The organism is Novipirellula herctigrandis (genome assembly GCA_007859835.1).
GTDB classification, from domain to species: domain Bacteria; phylum Planctomycetota; class Planctomycetia; order Pirellulales; family Pirellulaceae; genus Novipirellula_A; species Novipirellula_A herctigrandis.
The window spans coordinates 1,698,633-1,718,954 of the sequence record SJPJ01000001.1; the positions used below are offsets into that span (position 1 = coordinate 1,698,633).

General features: G+C 52.7%; 14 protein-coding genes, 1 tRNA gene and 3 pseudogenes. 8 read left to right on the forward strand and 10 right to left on the reverse strand.

Annotation, left to right across the window (positions count from 1 at the left end):
• Positions 1-189: 189 nt before the first annotated feature.
• Positions 190-3,141, forward strand: a complete 2,952-nt coding sequence (locus CA13_RS06105) for a zinc-dependent metalloprotease (RefSeq protein WP_419195088.1) — start codon at positions 190-192, stop codon at positions 3,139-3,141.
• Between the two features lie 36 nt (positions 3,142-3,177).
• A complete protein-coding gene (locus tag CA13_RS06110; protein WP_146395072.1) occupies positions 3,178-4,581 on the forward strand; it encodes a Gfo/Idh/MocA family protein in 1,404 nt (467 codons plus the stop codon).
• A 136-nt stretch (positions 4,582-4,717) separates the two neighbouring features.
• Here CA13_RS06110 and CA13_RS06115 read toward each other — a convergent pair whose 3' ends face one another.
• Together CA13_RS06115 and CA13_RS06120 are read right to left on the reverse strand one after the other, a co-directional pair.
• The gene (locus CA13_RS06115; RefSeq protein WP_146395073.1) at positions 4,718-6,607 is read right to left on the reverse strand and encodes a hypothetical protein; all 1,890 of its coding nucleotides are present in this window, start codon (positions 6,605-6,607) and stop codon (positions 4,718-4,720) included.
• Between the two features lie 115 nt (positions 6,608-6,722).
• Entirely contained in the window at positions 6,723-8,252 is a 1,530-nt protein-coding gene (locus CA13_RS06120) for a carboxypeptidase M32 (protein ID WP_419193994.1), read from the reverse strand.
• Positions 8,253-8,424: 172 nt separating this feature from the next.
• Between CA13_RS06120 and CA13_RS06125 the strand changes: the two genes are divergently transcribed.
• Positions 8,425-8,940 carry a hypothetical protein gene (locus tag CA13_RS06125; RefSeq protein ID WP_146395075.1) on the forward strand — a complete coding sequence of 172 codons (516 nt, stop codon included), beginning with the start codon at positions 8,425-8,427 and terminating at the stop codon, positions 8,938-8,940.
• 6 nt (positions 8,941-8,946) lie between these two features.
• Here the strand turns inward: CA13_RS06125 and CA13_RS06130 are convergent, their stop codons facing one another.
• The 3 genes from CA13_RS06130 to CA13_RS06140 all read right to left on the reverse strand — a co-directional run bounded on the left by CA13_RS06130 (position 8,947) and on the right by CA13_RS06140 (position 12,722).
• Entirely contained in the window at positions 8,947-9,843 is an 897-nt protein-coding gene (locus CA13_RS06130) for a PSP1 domain-containing protein (RefSeq protein WP_419193995.1), read from the reverse strand.
• A gap of 14 nt (positions 9,844-9,857) precedes the next feature.
• A complete protein-coding gene (locus CA13_RS06135; protein WP_146395076.1) occupies positions 9,858-10,862 on the reverse strand; it encodes an AAA family ATPase in 1,005 nt (334 codons plus the stop codon).
• Between the two features lie 93 nt (positions 10,863-10,955).
• Positions 10,956-12,722, reverse strand: coding sequence for a SpoIIE family protein phosphatase (locus tag CA13_RS06140; RefSeq protein ID WP_146395077.1), 1,767 nt, complete (start codon positions 12,720-12,722; stop codon positions 10,956-10,958).
• A 317-nt stretch (positions 12,723-13,039) separates the two neighbouring features.
• Between CA13_RS06140 and CA13_RS06145 the strand changes: the two genes are divergently transcribed.
• A tRNA-Gln gene (locus tag CA13_RS06145) sits at positions 13,040-13,111 on the forward strand.
• A 111-nt stretch (positions 13,112-13,222) separates the two neighbouring features.
• On the opposite strand, the gene CA13_RS06150 is transcribed toward CA13_RS06145, so the two are convergent.
• Together CA13_RS06150 and CA13_RS06155 are read right to left on the reverse strand one after the other, a co-directional pair.
• A complete protein-coding gene (locus CA13_RS06150) occupies positions 13,223-13,906 on the reverse strand; it encodes a hypothetical protein (RefSeq protein WP_146395078.1) in 684 nt (227 codons plus the stop codon).
• Positions 13,907-14,058: 152 nt separating this feature from the next.
• On the reverse strand, positions 14,059-14,376 hold the full coding sequence (locus CA13_RS06155; RefSeq protein ID WP_146395079.1) for a hypothetical protein: 318 nt from the start codon (positions 14,374-14,376) through the stop codon (positions 14,059-14,061).
• Positions 14,377-14,751: 375 nt separating this feature from the next.
• Here CA13_RS06155 and ppk2 point away from each other — a divergent pair, with 375 nt between their 5' ends.
• Complete coding sequence (ppk2, locus tag CA13_RS06160; RefSeq protein WP_146395080.1) at positions 14,752-15,618, forward strand: polyphosphate kinase 2; 867 nt, start codon at positions 14,752-14,754, stop codon at positions 15,616-15,618.
• A gap of 42 nt (positions 15,619-15,660) precedes the next feature.
• Here ppk2 and CA13_RS06165 read toward each other — a convergent pair whose 3' ends face one another.
• Both CA13_RS06165 and CA13_RS06170 read right to left on the reverse strand, forming a co-directional pair.
• A complete protein-coding gene (locus tag CA13_RS06165; RefSeq protein ID WP_146395081.1) occupies positions 15,661-16,047 on the reverse strand; it encodes a universal stress protein in 387 nt (128 codons plus the stop codon).
• A 40-nt stretch (positions 16,048-16,087) separates the two neighbouring features.
• Positions 16,088-17,311, reverse strand: a pseudogene (locus tag CA13_RS06170) (RimK family alpha-L-glutamate ligase).
• 430 nt (positions 17,312-17,741) lie between these two features.
• On the opposite strand from CA13_RS06170, the gene CA13_RS06175 reads away from it, so the two are divergent.
• Positions 17,742-18,881 (forward strand): DHH family phosphoesterase, encoded by a 1,140-nt coding sequence (locus CA13_RS06175; protein WP_146395082.1) that lies wholly within the window; start codon positions 17,742-17,744, stop codon positions 18,879-18,881.
• A gap of 341 nt (positions 18,882-19,222) precedes the next feature.
• Here CA13_RS06175 and CA13_RS06180 read toward each other — a convergent pair.
• Positions 19,223-19,483 (reverse strand): annotated as a pseudogene (locus CA13_RS06180) (sigma 54-interacting transcriptional regulator); the annotation flags it as partial.
• 12 nt (positions 19,484-19,495) lie between these two features.
• On the opposite strand from CA13_RS06180, the pseudogene CA13_RS06185 reads away from it, so the two are divergent.
• Both CA13_RS06185 and CA13_RS34730 read left to right on the forward strand, forming a co-directional pair.
• Positions 19,496-20,008, forward strand: a pseudogene (locus tag CA13_RS06185) (nitrilase-related carbon-nitrogen hydrolase); the annotation flags it as partial.
• The gene (locus CA13_RS34730; protein WP_419193996.1) at positions 20,008-20,148 is read left to right on the forward strand and encodes a hypothetical protein; all 141 of its coding nucleotides are present in this window, start codon (positions 20,008-20,010) and stop codon (positions 20,146-20,148) included. The pseudogene CA13_RS06185 and the gene CA13_RS34730, both read left to right, overlap by 1 nt.
• Positions 20,149-20,322 lie beyond the last annotated feature (174 nt).

Below are 20,322 nucleotides of genomic sequence, written 5' to 3' on the forward strand. Positions count from 1 at the left end.
GTTATCTGAACCATCAACCACCTGGGCTGCGTAAACTATACGAAACGCTGCCCTTGAAGCTATCCTATATGCAGCTCGGTCCGTGTTTATGCGCTTAGGCCATCACTGCCGCAGCCGACATTTCTTCCTGCCAATATCACCCAAGAGCCAACCGTGATCGCTTTCAAACGTCTCCCCTTTTTCGCCGGCTTGCTGTATTGCGCCCTGGCGGCATTCACCCAAAACAGCTACGGCGATTTGCCGACTTTCGAAAAAGTTTCCGAAGGATACAAGGCCGTTCCCGTTTCGGACCAACAAAACCCCAAAGGGTTGTTCAATGTTTGGCAAAAAGAAAAGGAATCTCAGCTGATCGGCGAATTGCCCAAGAGCTTTGCCGGTAAAAGCTACTTCTTGGCATTGACGGTCGGCAGCGGCGACAAATTCGCCGGATTACAGTCAGGCGACTGGGTGATTCAATGGCGTCGTTACGGTGACCGATTGGCGGTGATCTCACCCAACCTGGACATTCGTGCAACTGGCGATGCGGAATCCAAAGCCTCCGTGAAACGGTTGTTCACAGACACGGTGATGTTGGACATTCCAATCCTCGCGATGGGACCTGGTGGTGGCCCGGTGATCGATCTTGACGCGTTACTCGTTGGCAACGCAACCCGCTTCTTTGGCTCGTCGGTTCGCATCACCAATTCAAGAATCCAAAAGGTCGAATCGGCCAAAGTCTTCCCCAAGAACGTCGAGATCGCATTTGAAATCGTTGGCAACGCCGGCAAGTTGCAGACGATCCACTATTCATTTAGCGAAGTCCCATCGACACGCAATGGTTTTAAACCACGCGAAGCCGACGAACGGATTGGTTTCTTCACGACATCGTTCTCGGACCTTAGTCAATATGAAGATGACGACACACGCGTCCGCTACATCAACCGATGGAACCTCGAAAAACGCGATTCCAAGTTAAAACTTAGCCCACCAAAAGAACCAATCCGGTTCTATGTCGAGCACACCGCACCGGTCCGCTATCGTCGCTGGATCAAAAACGGTGTCGACTATTGGAACAAGGCATTTGAAAAGGTCGGTTTGGTCGATGCGATCGTGATCGAATACCAAGACGCGGAAAGCGGCGTCCATATGGAAAAGGATCCTGAGGACGTTCGATACAACTTCATCCGATGGCTCAATAACGACGTTGGCACCGCCATCGGGCCGAGTCGTGTGCATCCTGAAACAGGCGAAATCCTCGACGCAGATATCGTTTTGACCGATGGTTGGATTCGCCATTTCAACTTCAATTACCACGACCTAATGCCAAAATTGGCGATGGAAGGAACGAGCGCTGAAACCTTAGCGTGGCTCGGCAAGCACCCCAACTGGGACCCGCGCATCCGATTTGCTCGGCCCGAAAACGCAGCGGAACTGCAGGCCAAATTTGCCCGTCAAGCGCACTCCCCCATGGCCGGATACGCCATGGCCCAAGCCGACCCAACATTGCTTGGCGATGATGAGTACGACGGCTTGTTCGGTCACGTTAGCCAAAAAAATGGTTTGTGCATGGCAGCGAGTGGCAAGAATTTGGATCTGGCCATCGCCCGTATGAATTGGAACCTTGCCTTGATGGCGGACGAACACGCCAAGAAAGACAAAAAGAAAAACAAGCAGGACGACCAAGAACAAGCTCAAGCCGCTGACGAAGCCAAACAGGCCGCTGCGGATCAGGATGACGCAAAGAAGGACAAAGAAGAAGTCGCTAAAGACGACGAAGATGTAGACGACGAAGAAGATGAGGAAGACGACGAGTCCGAGGACAAAGTCGCTGAGGGTGAACTTCTTGACGGTATGCCTGAATGGTTCGTCGGTCCTCTGTTGTCGGACTTGGTCGCACACGAAGTAGGCCACACTCTCGGACTGCGGCACAACTTCAAAGCCTCGGCACTCCGAACACTGGACGACATTAACTCCGAAGGCGTCAAAGGAAAAGAAACCTTCGCGTCATCGGTAATGGATTATTCACCGATCAACTACCGCTACGAAGCGGGTGAGGTCCAAGGTGATTACGCGATGATCGATATCGGCCCCTACGATTACTGGGCAATCGAGTACGGATATGTTGCTGACAGCAAAAAGCTGCCGGAAATTTTGAAACGATGCAGTGAACCTGAGTTGCAATACGCGACTGACGAAGACACCAGCGGTCCCGATCCGTTAGCTCGCCGATACGACTTCGCTGCCGATCCACTTTCGTATGCGACCGAGCAAACAAAGCTGATCAAACTGTACCGCGGCCGTATGCTAGATAAATTTGTGAAAGAGGGCGATAGTTGGGCCAAGGCTCGTCGCGGTTACGAGTTAACGTTGGGATTGCAAACCCGCAGCGTTAGCATGATGGCCAATTGGATCGGTGGTGCGTTTGTGATTCGTGACAAGAAGGGTGACCCTGGAAATCGTCCACCCGTTACCGTTGTCCCTGCAAAAGACCAACGGGATGCGCTCCAATTCGTGATTGACACGTCATTCAATGACGAAGCCTTTGGGTTAACACCCGAATTACTCGAACGCATGAGTGTCGACAAATGGCTTGACGGTGGTAGCAGATCATCGATGAGCAGTGAGGCAACATGGCCGATCCATGATCGGATTCTCAGCACACAAGCGTCCGCCTTAACGTCGCTGATGAACCCCACGACACTTCGACGCGTTTATGATAACGAAATGCGATTACCAGCGGACGAGGATGCATTGACGCTTCCCGAATTGCTTGAAACGATTGGCTCCGAAGTGTGGAGCGAACTTGACCTGGAATGCCCCGAAGGACGAAACGACCGCAAGCCAATGATTAGCTCACTGCGTCGCAACCTGCAACGCGAACACTTGCAACGATTGGTCGACCTGGTCTTGGAAGATTCCACCAGCACCGCTGCCTACAAGCCCATCAGCAACCTTGCTCGAATGGAATTGAAGGATTTGCGAGAGAAGATCGCGAAGACGATCAAAAAGTGTGGCGGTAAAATGGATGCCTACACACGAGCCCATCTTTCGGAAGCCTCCGAGCGAATTAAGCGAGCTCTCGAAGCCGGCTACACCTACAACGGCAGCTCGCAAGGCAGCTCGCCGATCATGCTGCTTTTCGGGGAAGAAGCCGAAAAGTAACGTCGACCGAATGTTTGATCGTGCTACAATGACACCATGTCAAAACGATCTCGAAAGAAAACACCACCGACCGTTTCACCCTCATTAACACCCGCCGCATCGCGACGGGGGTTTTTGAAAGGTGGCGGCATGATGTTGGCCGGTGGAGCGATTGTTGGGACGAATTTGTCGGTCGCCAAATCCGCTTATGCTTTTGGCTCCGACACGATCCGAATCGGTCTAGTCGGGTGTGGCAACCGCGGCGTTGGCGCGGCCATGCAAATGCTAGACACCGGCGGCGATTTCGAGGGCGGATCGAATTCCGGCTCGGTTCGTTTGGTTGCAATGGGCGATTGCTTTGAAAACAATCTGCACACAGCCTACCGAACACTTCGAGGGCACTACGCCGATCAAGTTGATGTACGCGATTCGCGTTTCGTCGGACTCGATGCCTACCAGAAAGTCATCGATAGCGACGCCGACATCATCCTCTTGGCAACGCCACCCGGTTTTCGTCCGTTGCAGTTCGAGTCGGCTGTTCAAGCGGGAAAACACGTCTTTATGGAAAAACCGCTGGCGACGGACGCTGTCGGAGTAAATCGCATTTTGGCTGCGAATGAAATTGCAAAGCAAAATGGATTGGCCGTACAAGTTGGATTCCAGCGTCGTCACGACTTACGCTATCGCCAAACGATCGAGCAGATCCATTCGGGCGCAATCGGCGAACCGATTTTCGCACGTGCCTATTGGAACGGCAGCGGTAATTGGGTCCGTCCGCGAACCAAGGATCAAACCGAACTCGAATACCAACTTCGAAATTGGTACTACTTCACTTGGCTAAGCGGCGATCATATCGTCGAGCAGCATGTACATAATTTGGACATTATCAATTGGGCCATCGGCACTCACCCAATCGAAGCACAAGGTCAAGGTGGCCGCGAAGTGAGACGTGGATCCGACCATGGACAAATCTTTGATCATCATATGGTCGAATTTATCTATCCCGGCGGGACGAGACTGCTAAGCCAATGCCGACACATCAAAGGCTGCAGTAACCAAATCGGCGAACACCTTCATGGTACGGTCGCAACGGCCGACATTAGCAGCGGTGTGATCAGCGACCTAGCGGGCAATCGCATTTGGGAGAGCGGCGCCGAACCGATGCGAAGCGATCGAAGGCAGCAACAAGAGCAAACGGACTTCGTCGAGGCATTGCGCCGTGGTGAGACGCCAAACGAAGTCGACGATGCAGCCGCCAGCACGATGACAGCTATCTTAGGCCGAATGGCGACGTACAGCGGCAAGCGAGTGAAATGGAACGATGCCATTGGATGCGTTTCATCACTGGCGAACCTCGACGCAATCAAGTCGTTCAACGATCCAGCCCCGCTATCGCCCGACAAATATGGAAAATACCCAAAGGCGATCCCGGGTCAAAGCACACCTGGAATGCTTAGCTAAAGTCCGTTGTCCAAAAGCAAACGATAACAGGACAAAGGTCAAACACGTGCCACAGCAGGCTCCGTCTATAGCGTCGTTGCCGCCTCCGGTGCAGGCGTCCGGATTGACACTCACTGACAAGCACGGAGCTTTTCGACTACGGCAATTCTTTGACCGCCACGACGTCGACCGTTTGTCCATCACCCGAATCAAGGATTCGCCCAAGGGCGATGACTCGGTCGGATGGCGGCAATGCTTGGCCCGTGACAACCACCGGACGTTCGTCGCCACTAGGAGTGTTGATACGAATGACGGTCCCCCGCGTATTCGCACCGGTACGACCGATCAACAGGACCCCTTCGGTGTTACGTTTCGAATAGTCGAGCCACAGATTCGCTGCATCGCCAAGATCTTTTGAAAGGGGACTTCGGCCGAGATCATCGAGCAATCGTTCGACGTTTTCACTTTCCCCCGCCCCCGATTCGGCGCCCAGGGCAGCGACCGCAGCATAAGATCTGGCTAACAAACTGCGACGCCCCTTTTCTGCTCCCTCGTAGTTCAGCAGCGAACCGAGCAAGGTGTTCGCTCCGGTCACCGCTTTGTCGACCGTCGATTCAGAAGCAACCACCTTAGCGGGCTTAATGTCGATCACCGGCGGTTTCGCTTCATCAACATCAAGCACTGCGGACGCATCAGGCAAATCCAACGATGGCACGGTAGGCTCCGTTTCGACGTCACCGTAAGCCAGCGATTCAAGAGTGGAAGCGACATTGGAAGGCAAATTCGTCTCGTCGTATCCTTTCGGCAAAGCCAATTCCATGGACTTCGAGTTCTCGTCAACCACCTCTTCAACAGCTGCCGCTGTCTCGCCCGGCTCTACTTCGCCCGACTCTACTTCGCCCGACTCTGGCTCGGCCGGCTCAGCGGAGGGTGGATACGCAACTTCACCGTTAGCACTCGGATTCAAATTAGGGTCGTCCGAAGCCAAATACTCGCTCGGCATCGCCAGCGCCTCGTCCGAGGTTCCAGCAGTGCTATCCACCGCGTCTTGCCCATCGTTACTTAGCTCAGCCAGCTGGTCGGTCACCGCCTGCAACCCATCGCCAAGACCACCCGAAGTGCCCGGCGGTAGCGGAACACTTGGCCGTGAATTGTTTGGGGCCGCTGGCGTGCTACTGACAACCGGAGCTGCCGAACGTGTCATCGATGCCCCGCTGCCCACGGTCCCATCGAATGGCCAAAACCCCAGATTCAACGGTTTGCCGATTGCCAACAAAAGCCCGCCCGCAAGAGGCAAAGCGATAAAAAAGCCTGCGACATAGCCAAGCAGAGTCTTGATCGGCGACGATTTCTTCTTTGTTCGAGGCCGAACGTTCATCGGCGCAACCGTGCCAGCCTGAACGGTTGCGTCTGCAAACGCCAACTCGTCATCCGTTTCCATCGTTGAGTCTCGAGCCCCGGAATCGGCCAATTCAAGATTCCAATCATCCGCTGACTCTTCGTCCTCTTCACCATCGAAATGCACAGCACCATCGAGATCAACAGGGCTCTCTTGAAAACGATCGCCCTCAGAGAGCTCCATTCCTTCGGGGGATTCAACGTCCTCCCCAAACTCTTCAATCTCCAACGAGTCGCTTTCAAACTCGGTTGACGCCACGTTTTCAGGCTGAAAACCAGAGACATCTGCTACCGTTTTTTCGGATCCGTCCGTCCACGTTTCATCAATATCTTCGCTGGGTTTATCAAAGACCGTTTCGTTGACATCCTCCAATGTCTCGTCGCCAATTCCCGCCGCGCTCACGGCGGCCAATCCGCCAACTCCGGCTGCCGAAGTGTCCACAAATCCGGCCGCCGCTGGGGTTTCGTCCGTAAAAAGAGGCTGACCATCAACCGAAATCAACTGAACCATCGGCGGCAATTGGTTTACAATTTCGCTGGCCGGATATATCTCACCGCACCAGGGACATTGCGCCGTCGCATCCGGAGGCACATCAGCCGAAGGCAAGCGGAAGAGTTCAGAGCACCGGGGGCAGGTCGAGGTAATCATTCGATGGCATCAAGGTTCGGGGAAAGCGAATCTGCGACCCCAATTGTACCTCCCCAAAGACGGAAATGCAGGGGGGAAACACCCCCGTGACAATTGGGCACGCACCCCGTAGGGCTTAGCCAGGGGACTTGAGTCCATACAAGTTGCCAAGCTTGTTCTGCAAATAACCAATTAAGCTTTCGGCACAAAGCGGTTTACCGGTCGCGTTTTCGACGATCTGGTTGCCACTTTCACATTGCCCACGCTCATGGACCTTGGATCGCAACCAGGCCAATAACGGCTGGAAATGTCCTTCCGAAAACCCCTCTTCTAACCCTTCGATTTGGTCTTTTACAGCATCATACAATTGTGCGCTCGCCAAATTCCCAAGCGTGTATGTCGGGAAATAGCCGATCAGTCCAGCACTCCAATGCACATCCTGTAAAACCCCGTCGGCAGCTGACGGTGGACAAATACCTAGATCCGACTGGTATCGCGCATTCCAAGCCTCGGGCAAATCGTCAACCGACAACGAACCATCGATCAGTTGTTGTTCCAAATCAAATCGAATAATGATGTGCAGGTTATAAGTTGCCTCATCCGCTTCAACGCGGATCAGTGAGGGTTGGACCTGATTGATCGCAAAGTGAAAATCATCAAGTGACACGTCTGCTAACGTCGAACCGAACATCTCTTTCGTGTGCTCAAATAACCACTGCCAAAATGCTCGGCTACGCCCCACTTGGTTCTCCCACAAACGTGATTGGGATTCGTGGATGCCGAGCGAACAATACGAACCGGGTGGCAAACCAAACCAATCGCTCCGCAGTCCTTGTTCGTACATCCCATGTCCTGCTTCGTGCAGCGTACCGAGCAAACCACCGGGCAACCAATTTGCATCATATCGACTAAGGATTCGGCAATCGCTTGGTCCCAGTGTCGTACAGAATGGATGCGAGGTTTCATCAAGTCGTCCGCGTTGGAAATCAAAACCAACCTGCTCGGCAACAAACCGACTCAACCGACGCTGGATATCGACCGGATAATCTCGTTCAAGCAATTCACGATTCGGTTGTTGAGACGCGCCACGGATCTGGTCGATCAGTCGCACAAGTGGCGTGCGAAGTTCGGCGAACACTCGGTTCAAATGATGGACGCGAGCATCCGGTTCATACTCGTCAAGCAGGGCCTCGTAAACACTTCGGTCGGTTCCTTCGGCGATCCGCTCGCCCGCTTCCCGCTTTAACACGAGGACCTCGGCCAACGCATCGCGAAACATCGAAAAGTCGTCCGCCTTGCGGGCTGCATCCCATGCTTGCTGGCCTTTCACTGTGGCACGTGCGGTTCGCTCGACCAAATCATCCGGCAATCGATGGTCTCGATTCCAATGTCGCGTCAATCCGCGAATCGTGGCTGGCGCATCCGACGCAAGATCATGGCCTTGAGGAAGCGATTCACTTAGCCGGAGGAGCGTTTCGCCATACTTCTCACTTGTCCGAAGACGGTGGACCTTGCCTCGCAAATGGCTAACCTGCTGTGCACGATAATCTCCACCACCAATTGGCATTCCAGTTCGTTCGTCCCACTCCAACAAATCGGCGACGGTTTGCAGCAACATTGCTTCTCTCGCTTGGTCGCAAACCCATTGGAAATCCGTTTGATCCATATTCATAAAACTTGGCTACCTTGAGCGGTGAAAAACCCGCGACAAAAGATGTCGATGATCGATGAAAAGGGAGATTTTACACGAATCATTAAGCCAACCACACCGCATGTGCCAGCGGTCGAATAAGATGTTAAGATGAATGCTCCCTTCCCGCATAACGGATACTACCAACATGAAACCGATTTTTCATTCACTCTGCGCGCTCTCGATGATGGTGATCGCTTCGTCAGGATGCATTCCTTCGACATCGCAACCAAAGTCGACGGAATCAACAACGCCCGGTGTCACGGCCGAAGAAGCGACCCCGCGTGAGACACTAGGCAAGAAAACGACCACAGTGGTGGATCTAAAGGAAGCACTCGCCGAGGGCGCAAACAGGGCTTCGATGAAGATCGAACGTGCCAATCCGTTGACCCAGAGTGCATCGGCCTATCGAACGCAGGTCGGGAAAATCAATTCCATGGCTATCCACCAAGCGATCCAACTTCGCAATGCACAAAGCATCCAAGACCCCAAGCCGCTGACGCATCAAGAGTTCATGGATGAGATCATCAAGGTAGGGCAACCGGATGGCATGCGATTGTCGATGTTGCCGTATTATCAAGAATACGCATGGGACTACGATTCCCAAGAGTTGGTCGTGGTTGAATACCCCGCCCGCAAAGAAGAAAGAGAAAAGCAGAGGTAGCCGCGTCTATTTCTTTTTCCTTCGAGACTTCTTTTCCTCGAATCCCACTCGGATCACGGAAACGACGTCGGGATTGGAGATCATAATTCGGCGATGGTCTTCGGTTTTAACCGCGATTTGTTGCGACAAGATATCATGGCCGAGCACGGTCGCTTGGCCATCTCGAGTTAAGATCAAACTACCAATTGCCGGCAATTCTGCGGCCAAAGCTTCGTAGGTCTCAAACTCATAACGCAAACAGCATTTCAAGCGACCACATCGACCAGAGATCTTATTCGGATCGAGCGTCGCTTTCTGCAACTTCGCCATTCTCATTGAGACGGGCGGCATCTTGCTTAAGTGGTTCGCACAACAAATAGGTTGGCCACAATCGCCAAAATCGGCTAACAACTTCGCCTCGTCACGGACACCGATTTGACGCATTTCAATTCGCGTTTGAAAATGTCCTGCCAAGTCGCGGACCAATTGGCGAAAGTCGACTCGTTGCTCGGCCAAGTAATAGACGACAATCCGCTCACCGCCAAGCGTTCGTTCAACATCAACCACTTGCATTTCCAACCGCAATTGATTGGCCGAGCGTTGGCAGCCATCGATATCCTGGCGTACCATCGCGTCAAGCGAGTCCCGCTTCCGGCGATCCTCGGCCGTCACCTTTCTCAATATCGTGCCATGTGTTTTCTCGGTGATCGCTTCGTTCGCTACCGACGTCGCTTCGCACAGCACCGTTCCGATTTCGACACCTCGATCGGCCCGAATAACAACCTGATCGCTATAGCGAAATCGTTCTTTGGATGTCATCACACCCAATGTGCGCATCGAACCGCTCCGAACGATATACTCCCAACTTGTTGGTTCAGGAATTTCCGTCGATTCAGCGTCGATAGGATCGATCAGATTGCTCATTTAAAGTTCCGTACTCAGTCCGCTTTCTCAGGCACTCGCTCAAGCACATCGAGCAGCACTTGATCCGGATCGACCCCTTCGGCTTGCGCTTCGAAGTTAAGCAAAATGCGATGCCGCATCGCCGGCAAAAAGACGCGGCGAATGTCCTCGAAGCTGACGTTGTAGCGACCCTCAAGTAAAGCTCGGACTTTGGACGCCAACGCCAACGTTTGTGCTCCACGAGGGCTGCTACCCCAACGGATGTAGTTGTTGGTCGCCTCGACACTGTGCGGACCCTGAGGATGCGTTGCCAAGGTCAAACGAACCAAGTAATCTTGGACATGCGGTGCAAGAATCACCTGCCGTACGAGCGATTGCCATTTCAAAATCTCGCTGCCGTCCATTACCTTTGACAACTCGGCCTGTTCGCCTCGCGTTGTTCGGTCGACAATCGTGTTGAGTTGCTCGCGTGTGCTGTAGCCGACGACGAGTTTGAACAAAAAACGGTCCATTTGTGCTTCGGGTAACGGATACGTTCCTTCTTGTTCGATCGGGTTTTGCGTTGCTAAAACAAAGAACGGTTTGTCGAGCACATAGCGTTGGCCGGCTGCTGTAATGGTTCCTTCCTGCATCGTTTCAAGCATTGCCGATTGCGTCTTTGGCGTTGCACGGTTGATTTCGTCAGCCAACAAAATTTGTGTAAATACAGGGCCGCGTTGAAACTCGAATCGGCGATGACCCTGATCGTCTTCAACAATCATGTTGGTTCCCAAGATATCCGCCGGCATCAAGTCAGGCGTGAACTGGATGCGGTTGAAATCGAGACTCATCACTTCAGCAAGTGTTCGGACGAGCATCGTTTTGCCAAGCCCGGGGACCCCTTCGAGTAAACAATGGCCGCCGCACAGCATCGCGGTCAGTACACCGTGGACAATATCGTCATGACCGACGATCACTCGCCCAATCATCGCTTTGACCGCCTCGTAGCGTCGGCGGAACTCGTCGGCTTGAGCCTGCATCGATTCGACGGTTGTCGTCATATTGCCTAGGTTTCAAAAAAAGAGGATTCTTCGGACAAAATCAGGATGGCCATTCTAGTCGAATTCCGCGCCGAGCTGGTAGCTACCGCCCGATTAGAGGTTGGTTTCACCAAGTTCGCCGATTTCATCGCTATCGAGCGTATCGTGGATATCCGCTTTAACCGCCTCGGCAGCCGAAACACGCTCCACAACAACCAAACACATATCATCGAACGGCGGTGTAGTACCAATATGTTGCAACACGCCGTCGACAATTCGATCGGTAATTTCTTCGGCATCGCCCCCCAACGCTGTCAATTCGCGAATACGGTCCATCCCGAATTCTTCGTCCGCCGCGTTCATCGCTTCGTTGATCCCATCGGTGTACAACACAGCGACATCGCCGACGTTCATTGGAATTTCAACCGCCTCGTAAGTCATTCCGTCATCGATCGCGATGGGCAAACCGGATTCCTCCTCACCTGGCTCTGAAATCGTTCCATCTCGGAACAACCGGACCACCGGTGCCATATGGCCGGCGTTGACAATCGTCGCTGTGTCGCTATTCGAATCGATCACCATCAAGAGGAACGTGATAAATCGTTCAACATGCAGTCGACTCATCCGATCATTGAGCCTTTCGATCGCGCGAGCGACATTCTCATCACTGGCTAAACAAAACCGTGTTTCCGCCGATAATTTCGCCATAAACATCGCCGCTGCGACACCATGGCCGACCACATCGGCGACAACAATCCCGATTCGACCATTCGGTAGATGAATATAGTCGAAATAGTCACCGCCAATATGGTTGGCGGCTTTGTAGAAACTATGCACGCGGTACCCCGGTGCATCCGGTGGTGACTGAGGCAAGAACGCCGCCTGGACTTCGGTCGCCAATTTCAGATCTTGCTCGACTTCCCTTTGGTGCAGGGCCGCCTCGTAAAGCCGGGCGTTATTGATCACAATCCCCGCTTGGGCCGCAACGCCGCTGAGCAAATCGGTATCCTCGTCGCGAAATTGGCCGCGACCTTTGAGCGAATCGATTTGCAGTGCCCCGAACGCCTTTCCTTCGCCATCGACCAGCGGGGCACAAATCATTGACTTAATTGAAAAATCCGCAATCGATTGACTGCTGTCGAAACGAGTATCTTCGGATGCATCAAGCGAAAGTATTGCTTCACCCGAATTCATCACCTCGCGAACGATCGTGCGGCTAATCCGAACCGTCTCGGTCTCATCACGGCTTTGACGAGTTTTGACCCAGCGTGGGATCAGGTTCTTTTCCGAATCTTCCATCACCACAAAACCGCGATCAGCCGCAGGGAAGATATCGAACAAACTCGTCAAGACTTTAGGTAGAACTTCGTCCAGCCCCAGCGCGTTGCTGAGGCTGCTGTTGATTCGTATCAACGCCTCCAGTTTCGCCTCGGCAGTGGCCGACATTTTGAATCCGTCCGTACCGGTGCGAAACTCGATTTTCGATGAACTGGCTCGCTCGGTGTCCTGATCTTCGACCATCATGATGCCGAAGTTAGACCCGTCAAAGGTCATTTGGTTTTCGTTTCGAGCAAACTCGGGAACGATGTCGCGATGGAAGATCAGTTCCACGTCACTGATGCGGACTCGGTCGCCTTCGCGAAGCACTTCCGGTCCTGTTAATAATTGGCCGTTTAAGAAGGTGCCATTGCGACTACCAGAGTCTTCGACAAGAAAATCGTCGTGTCGAGTGAGGATTTTCGCATGGTATCGGCTCACCGCACCTGCATCGACCATCACATGGCATTCAGGGTGCCGGCCGATCGTCGTTTCGTCGTCCTGAAGCTGGAAACGCTCAGCGCTGCCATCGTCACCGAGCGAGCTAGTGGATAAGTAAGCCATAACGCCTATTGAACCCGAAAGGAAGTGAAAGAGAGCCATTGTAAGTCTGGTTCGCAAAGACAACAACGCGACCATTCGCCGCCCACCGAAAACCGTTTCCCGCAAAAGCAACCCAAAACGCAGCGTTTTGCCATCTTGACGCCGCCAGCAAAAACGATCTAAATAGTACTTCAATTGGAGCCAAAGTGAGAAACGCCCCGCCAGTGGATCAGTCCGGACGATCATTCCCAAGGGTTGCCCCGGCATTCCCAAGGGTTGCCCCGGCATTCCCAAGGGTTGCCCCGGCATTCCCAAGGGTTGCCCCGGCATTCCCTAAATGTCCCATAGTGTAATTGGCAACACGACAGATTCTGACTCTGTTATTTTAGGTTCAAGTCCTAATGGGACAGTTGCTATCGTGCGATTCACCGCAAAACACTGTGTTTTACGGTTTTTCCGGTTCGCGAAAGTCTGCCAAACGTACAGAGATTCCCCCAAGAGTCAGGGTCTCAATGGGTGCTTCATGTCCTCGAACGGGATGCCTTTCTAGCACATCGGCGGGCTTCGGTACTTGGATTACGGTAGTGCTTTCGGTAGGTCTTGATGTCGTGACCAATCCACAAAGAGACTTGCTCAGGGTCAACACCCGGTAAGTCACGCATGTCTGCTTCCGCACTTTCTCGCAGAGAAGTCCACAACCCTCGCCGCTGAGGGACCTTTGCCGATTTGAGTACGTCGCTTAACCACTTCGCGTTCGCGTTGCCTTTGTACTTCCAAAGTTCAGGTTGTTGAATGACGTGTGGGCCTTCACTTTCGTGGGCTAGTAACGTATCGAGCCCAAACAGGAGGGGGCAAATACGTGAATCCCCGCCCGCGTACCGGGCAGTCTTAGGCGAGTGAATGAGCACACGTGGGTCTTCATTCAAGGTGACGTGCCCCCACTTCTGGTTGATTAACTCAGAGGAGATACGAAGCCCAGCGAAACGGGCGAGTGAGAGGACACGAATGTGAGCGACGTTGTCAAGTTTTTTGATAACCTGAGCGATTGTCGCACGTGAGATGTACTCCGTGACACCGCTATGTTGCCCTGGACGTTCCAACCGCTTCCAAGGATTCTTCCGCACCCGACCTTCGTCTGTTGCCCGCTCAAGGGCTTCGTTACAGTGCTTGAGAATGTTATCTACGCATGAAGGTGATCGGGCCATGATGCCTTTTCGTCTCCGCTGCCGTGCCCCGCGAACCTTCCTGGCACCCTCAAACATCTGAGCCTTGAACCGCATCCCCCTTGCTGCAGAGCCTTTGAATGCACAGGCTCACTCGTCTTAGCTTTTCTGAACTCATAGCTTTCTTTCGCCTGTCATATCGATAACCTTTTGGCCTTCAACTCTTCACGACGTCTCGCTTCCTCTACACGCTCACGTGTTTGATAGTCGGGCTTTAAGTCACTTTCCACAACCTGTGTTTCACGGTCATCAACAACTACGGTGTAAACCCAGTCAAAATAGTGAGCCCCGTCAACAATCACGCCATGCTTTCCTTTCAAGACACCTGTGTTAATCCTTACAGGTGTCCCGTACGAATACGCGTGATCCTCGTACCAGACTACACCTAACATGCCTAACACACTTAACACCGTGGCTAGAACAATCAGGGTCAACACTACTCTTTCTTTCATCGTGATTCCTCGCTTGAGTTAATGCGTCTAGTAGCATTATCAGGAGGCTTCCACACGATCTTCAATTCCATCATTGTAGGACGTGTTACGTCCGGCTTGGTACCTGTAGAGACAATCCGTCGTGAACGTCGGTTCGTGGCGGAAGAGAGAGGGGTGAAAAACGCTTCACGACCGTGCCCGTCAAACGCGAGACATGCGGGACGCCGATGTTGCACAAACGGTTCTCCTTGTCAAATCGATTCTATTGGCTTGTCTCCCACTTCTTTGGCCCATTTCCACGTGTTTTTTGCTAGCGATCGGCGAGTGCCATTACAATGACAGGTTGAGCCGCTCGAACCAAACGTGAATTGATCCGCGACCTAAGAGGCTAGCACCATGTCACGCAAGCAACGCAAGAAGGAACCGACACGCAAGACCACATCGGCGGCTTCTCTATACGACCCCGGCGACGTCAAGCCGACGAAGCATAAAATTGACCGACAAGTTTACGAGCAGGAACTCGCTCGGCTCCAGATTGAACTCGTGAAGATGCAGGAGTGGGTCAAGCACGAGGGGCTTAAGGTCGTTGTGATTTTTGAAGGACGGGACGCGGCGGGTAAAGGTGGCGTGATTAAACGCGTCACCGAAAGTTTGAATCCACGTATTTGTCGCGTCGTTGCGTTAGGCCGGCCCACTGAACGGGATCGGACCAGTTGGTACTTTCAACGCTACGCGGCTCATTTGCCCGCGTCAGGTGAAATCGTTTTGTTCGATCGCAGTTGGTACAACCGTGCCGGCGTCGAACGCGTAATGGGATTCTGCTCCGACGAGGAATACGACGAGTTCCTGCGGTCGTGCCCGCAATTTGAACGCATGTTGGTTCGCTCGGGAATCATCCTGATTAAGTATTGGTTTTCCGTGAGCGATGATGAACAAGAGCGACGGTTCCAGAAACGGATGAAGGATCCAACCCGCAGCTGGAAATTGAGTCCGATGGATGTTGAGTCGCGTTCACGCTGGATCGAGTATTCGAAAGCGAAAGACACCATGTTCGCGCACACGGACATCAAGCAAGCGCCTTGGTACGTCGTCAAGGCGGATGTAAAAAAATGTGCTCGGCTAAACTGTATCACTCACTTACTAAGCAAAATTTCCTATAAGGATCTTACGCCTACGCCACCGAAATTGCCAAAACGACCGACCGCGGGCGCCTATTTGCGTCCACCACTGGAAGACCAAACTTTCGTCCCTGAACTGTGGTGATCGACAATACTGTGGTGATCAACAGCGTCTGGATCAAAGTGGTTACTGGTTTCGCAATCGTCGGAAGCAATGTGGAATCACCAGGACCGGAACATTGCCTTGCCCCATCACGTCGGCGCTCAACCAATTTTCAACCAAACTACCGCGGCTGGCTCCCATGAGAATAATGTCCGCATTGTCCTCTTGTGCCACGCGTAGAATTGCCTTGACCACTTCACCACCGCCGATTCGCGACGACACGGACACGCCAAGCTTATTGGCAGCATTCGTGAATACGAGGCAAGATTGGATGCCGTCCTCATCCGTTTCTCCGTCACGCAAGATATGCAGTACGATCACGTCGGCTCCCATCCGCTTGGCAACCTCCATCGTGTATTCCGCAATCTCGCAGGCGGCTTCTTCTCCAGCGGTTGGGATCAAAATACGCATTGGTGTTTCTCTTCGAGGTTAGAGTATTGAGTTTAAGGGGTTAGCTTTGGTCCGAATGCGAAGTGGCATCCTCGATCATTGCAGAATCGAGAGTTTTAATTTTCGGACTACGTTTTTTACGAGTCTTCGTCGGCACCATCGCCTTCATCGCCTCTTGTTTCCCAGAGCATAATAAGCGATCTCCCGCTTCCATGTTGCGTGTCGATTTCGGATTCGGGATCACGGTGCTGCCTCGATAAAGGGTCAAAACGTTGATGTCTTTGTCAGTGAATGCTGCTTCTGCGATCGTCATGCCAACAAAATGGGAACCCTCCGGCACGACAAGTTCACAGACGCCGTAGCCACGGTTAACCGTCAAGCGTTGGCGAATATCCATTTCAGGAAAATCGACATGCGCGGCGCAGTAATCCACGATTGCACCAGCAATATCCGTTCTTGTTGCACGCTCGATTCCCTCAAGGCCTGGGAAGCTGTTGACCTCCATCACCTGGGGGCCCTCTTTGCCTTCAAGCATATCCACACCCGCAATCCGTAACCCCATGATCTGAGCCGCCCGAATCGCCGTCTCTCGATACTCATCATCAAGTTCGATGCTTTCCACTTGGCCACCACGATGAACATTGCTGCGAAACTCATCGCCCTGAGCAACCCGTCGCATCGCTCCAACCACACGATCTCCGACAACAAACGCACGCGCGTCGCGTCCTTTGCTTTCGCCAACAAAGCCCTGGACGAGAACATTCTGTTTCGCGGTTTGAAGTGTCTCGATGATCGCCTCAGCGATTTTGATCGAGTCAGCCAAAATCACGCCGACTCCCTGAGTCCCCTCAAGCAATTTGATAATTACTGGAGCGCCACCAATTCGGTTGATGGACGCGGTCACATCGCCACGGTCTCGCACAAACGTCGTCTTGGGCATCCCGATGGAGTGCCGACTGAGGATTTGCAAACTACGGAACTTATCGCGACTGTTCGCAATCCCTGCGGAACGATTGGCAACGAACACGTTCATCGGTTCAAGCTGTCGCACAACCGCAGTACCAAAGTCGGTAACGCTGGCTCCGATACGCGGAATCATTGCATCATAGTCACCAAGCGGTTTCCCCTTGTTGTAAATGCCAGGCTTACCACGCTGCAGATCGATGGCGCATTTAAGTGTATTAATGACCGACGTTTTGTAACCAAGTTCCCTTGCCGCTGCTACAAGTCGACAAGTTTTGTAACATCAACATCGTGGTGCACACGAAATGATGCCAAATTTCATTGTTTCAGTCAGCCTTGTCTTCGAGGAAAGAAAATCTGCCCATACCCATTTTCGCTTGACAGTATTTGGCAGTCCGATTGAGGCTCTTTCGTGGTCAAGCAATTTGGGTCAAGCAATTTGGGTCAAGCAATTCGGGCCGAGCGAACAACCGGATCAATAACCCTGCCGCACACGTCATGCCAAACGACGATTCTTATTGTTGGATTTCTCCGTTGCACATCGTCGCGATTCGGTCATTTACCCTGATGTTGGGTAGGGCGGTCAATGCATATGTTTTCGCAGCGGGCACAATCTTGAAAAGATTCTTTCCAATGCGGCAAGGTTTTGGCCATCTCGCTTACGCAATCCGCACTCCCTACAACCGAATTCGAGAGTTGACGTCAATTCACCGCCCTGGTTGCCTCGTCAGCCAATTCCATCAGGTTATGATATGAGTGGCAGCGTGTTCGATAGTTGTGTTCTATCGAGTGTCGCTGCATTTCATATTTGCATCTCTTCGATCATGACAAACAACCAAGTTTCATCGCCATCAACTTCTTCTCGATTACTCGAAGTCCTTGATGCCTACGAGCGAGTTCTTGTCGTCATGCATGACAACCCTGATCCGGATGCGATTGCATCGGGTTGGGCGATCGAGGTTCTAGTCCACGAGCGACTGCAAAAGCCGGTTCGAGTCATCGCTGGGGGAGCGATCGTTCGAGCGGAAAACCGTTACATGGTGGAACTGCTTCATCCGCCCATCGAGTTAGTGGATGACATCTTCGTTGACGGCCAAACGGCGACGATTCTGGTCGACTGTGGCTTGGAGGCAACGAACCATCTTTTGACCCGCCACAACATCAAGCCGGTTGGCATCATTGACCATCACGTTACCGGCAATGGTTCCTTAGCAATGCCGTTCACGGACATTCGCCCCAATGTAGCGGCATCCGCGATGATCACTGCCAGCTACCTTCAAGAACAAGGGATCGACCCAGGCGCGAAACTGGCAACCGCCATGCTGTACGCGGTACGAACGGAAACTTGCGGTCACGAAACCCATTTTTCTCAGCTTGATCGAACGATGCTAACTTGGTTGACGGAGTTTGGTGAGCCTGAATTGCTGGCGGAAATCCAGAACGCCCCGTTAACGCGAGACTACTTCGCTGATCTGCTTTTGGCGCTGCAGAGCACTTTTCTTTATGGAGATGTCGCGATCTGTTTCCTTCCACGAGCCGCTGGCGTAGAAATTGTAGGTGAGGTCGCGGACATGCTTGTTCGTTGTGACGACATCCGTAGCGTGCTTTGTGCTGCAATTGTCGGAGACGATTTACTGATCTCGGCACGAACATCGCGAGATTCCGATAGTGCCGTTCTTCTTCTACAAAAAACGCTCCATGGTCTGGGCGGTGCCGGAGGGCACTCGCACCGCGCGGGTGGAAAAGTGTCTGGTATCAAGCATGGAGCGAGGGCGACCGACAACCTGTACGACCAATTACATAGCCGTTGGCTATCGGTCTGCGATGTGACGCGTCAGCGCGGATCAAGATTGATCGCCAAGCACGAGATTGTGCAAAATTTGCATCGATAGAGACTTGATCGGTTTTGAATTCCCTCCCACGCAACGCGACGAGAGCATAGGGTAATCCGTCATAGTGGACGTGCGGCTTCGCCAGCTTGTTTTGGTGCAAGTGGTTCCAAGTAGCGGATAGTACTCGCTTAATGCCGTTTTCGTACCGCAGTATCCAAACTCCGCCACAGTTAAACAAAAAGGGATGGAATCGAAAAGTCTCTTTTCAACGCTGTTTTGAGTGTGTCAACAAATTGCCCAATCCACTTTCGCAGCGACTCTTTTCATCGAGTGGCTAGGGCCATCGAGCGACTAGCGCCATCGAGCGACTAGGGCCATCGAGTGGCTAGGGCCATCGAGCGACTAGGGAAGCTACCATCCGCCATCGCTGCGTTTAAGTCACGATTGGTCGCAGCAATAATGCGGACGTCGGTCTTCCTGGGGACGCTACCACCAACGCGTTCAAATTCTTTCTCTTGCAACACTCGCAATAATTTCGCCTGCATGATGGGTGCCATTTCGCCGATTTCGTCCAAAAACAGGGTGCCGCCATTGCAAATTTCAAATTTGCCAACTCGTTTTTGATCTGCTCCTGTAAAGGCGTCTTTCTCATGGCCAAACAAGATCCACATCACACCGAGCGAAAATGGTGGGGCGTGAATCCTGGAAGCGTCGTCGAAGTGTTCGAGACCGATTGTGGTCCGATTGCAATCCAAATTTGCTACGACATCGAGTTGCCAGAGCTAACGCGAATCGCAACAGAGAAGGGAGCACAGATCATCTTTGTTCCGTACAACACCGACACGCGGCATGGCTACCTGCGAGTGCGATATTGCGCGCAAGCCCGTTGCATTGAAAACCAGCTATACGTTGCAATCAGTGGCTGCACCGGCAATTTACCGTTTGTTGAAAACTCGGACATTCACTATGCGCCATCGGGCATTTATACTCCCGCGGATGCCGAATTCGCGCGAGACGCGATTGCTGCAGAATGCAATCCTAACGTCGAAACGGTTATCATTCATGACCTGGACTTCGAACAATTACGCAGGCATCGCAAGACCGGTTCCGTGCAAAATTGGCACGACCGCAAAGGAGACTTGTATCGAGTCGTCTACGAAGAAAACGGGAAAACACATTCGGTCTAATGCATGTTGAATCCATTCAATCGGGTCCAGACAACAGCACAAGTCGCAAAGGCGATTACCATGCCAATGCCAGTGCCGGAGAGAATTTGCTGATGAATCGCAGCACGAAAATCATGCTGAAAGGGTTGCGGGTCGATTGAAAGAAGGGAGATCGCCACAAGCGGATGGCCAGGCAAATTTGGTTGACCTTTGCTGTAGAATGCTGTCTGATGATCACGTTGATTCTCCACAAAATCTAAAACACGATTACACACCCAGCCGTGCGACGCTGTCCAGTGACTCGTATGACGATGAGATAATCTCTAGTCAGACCG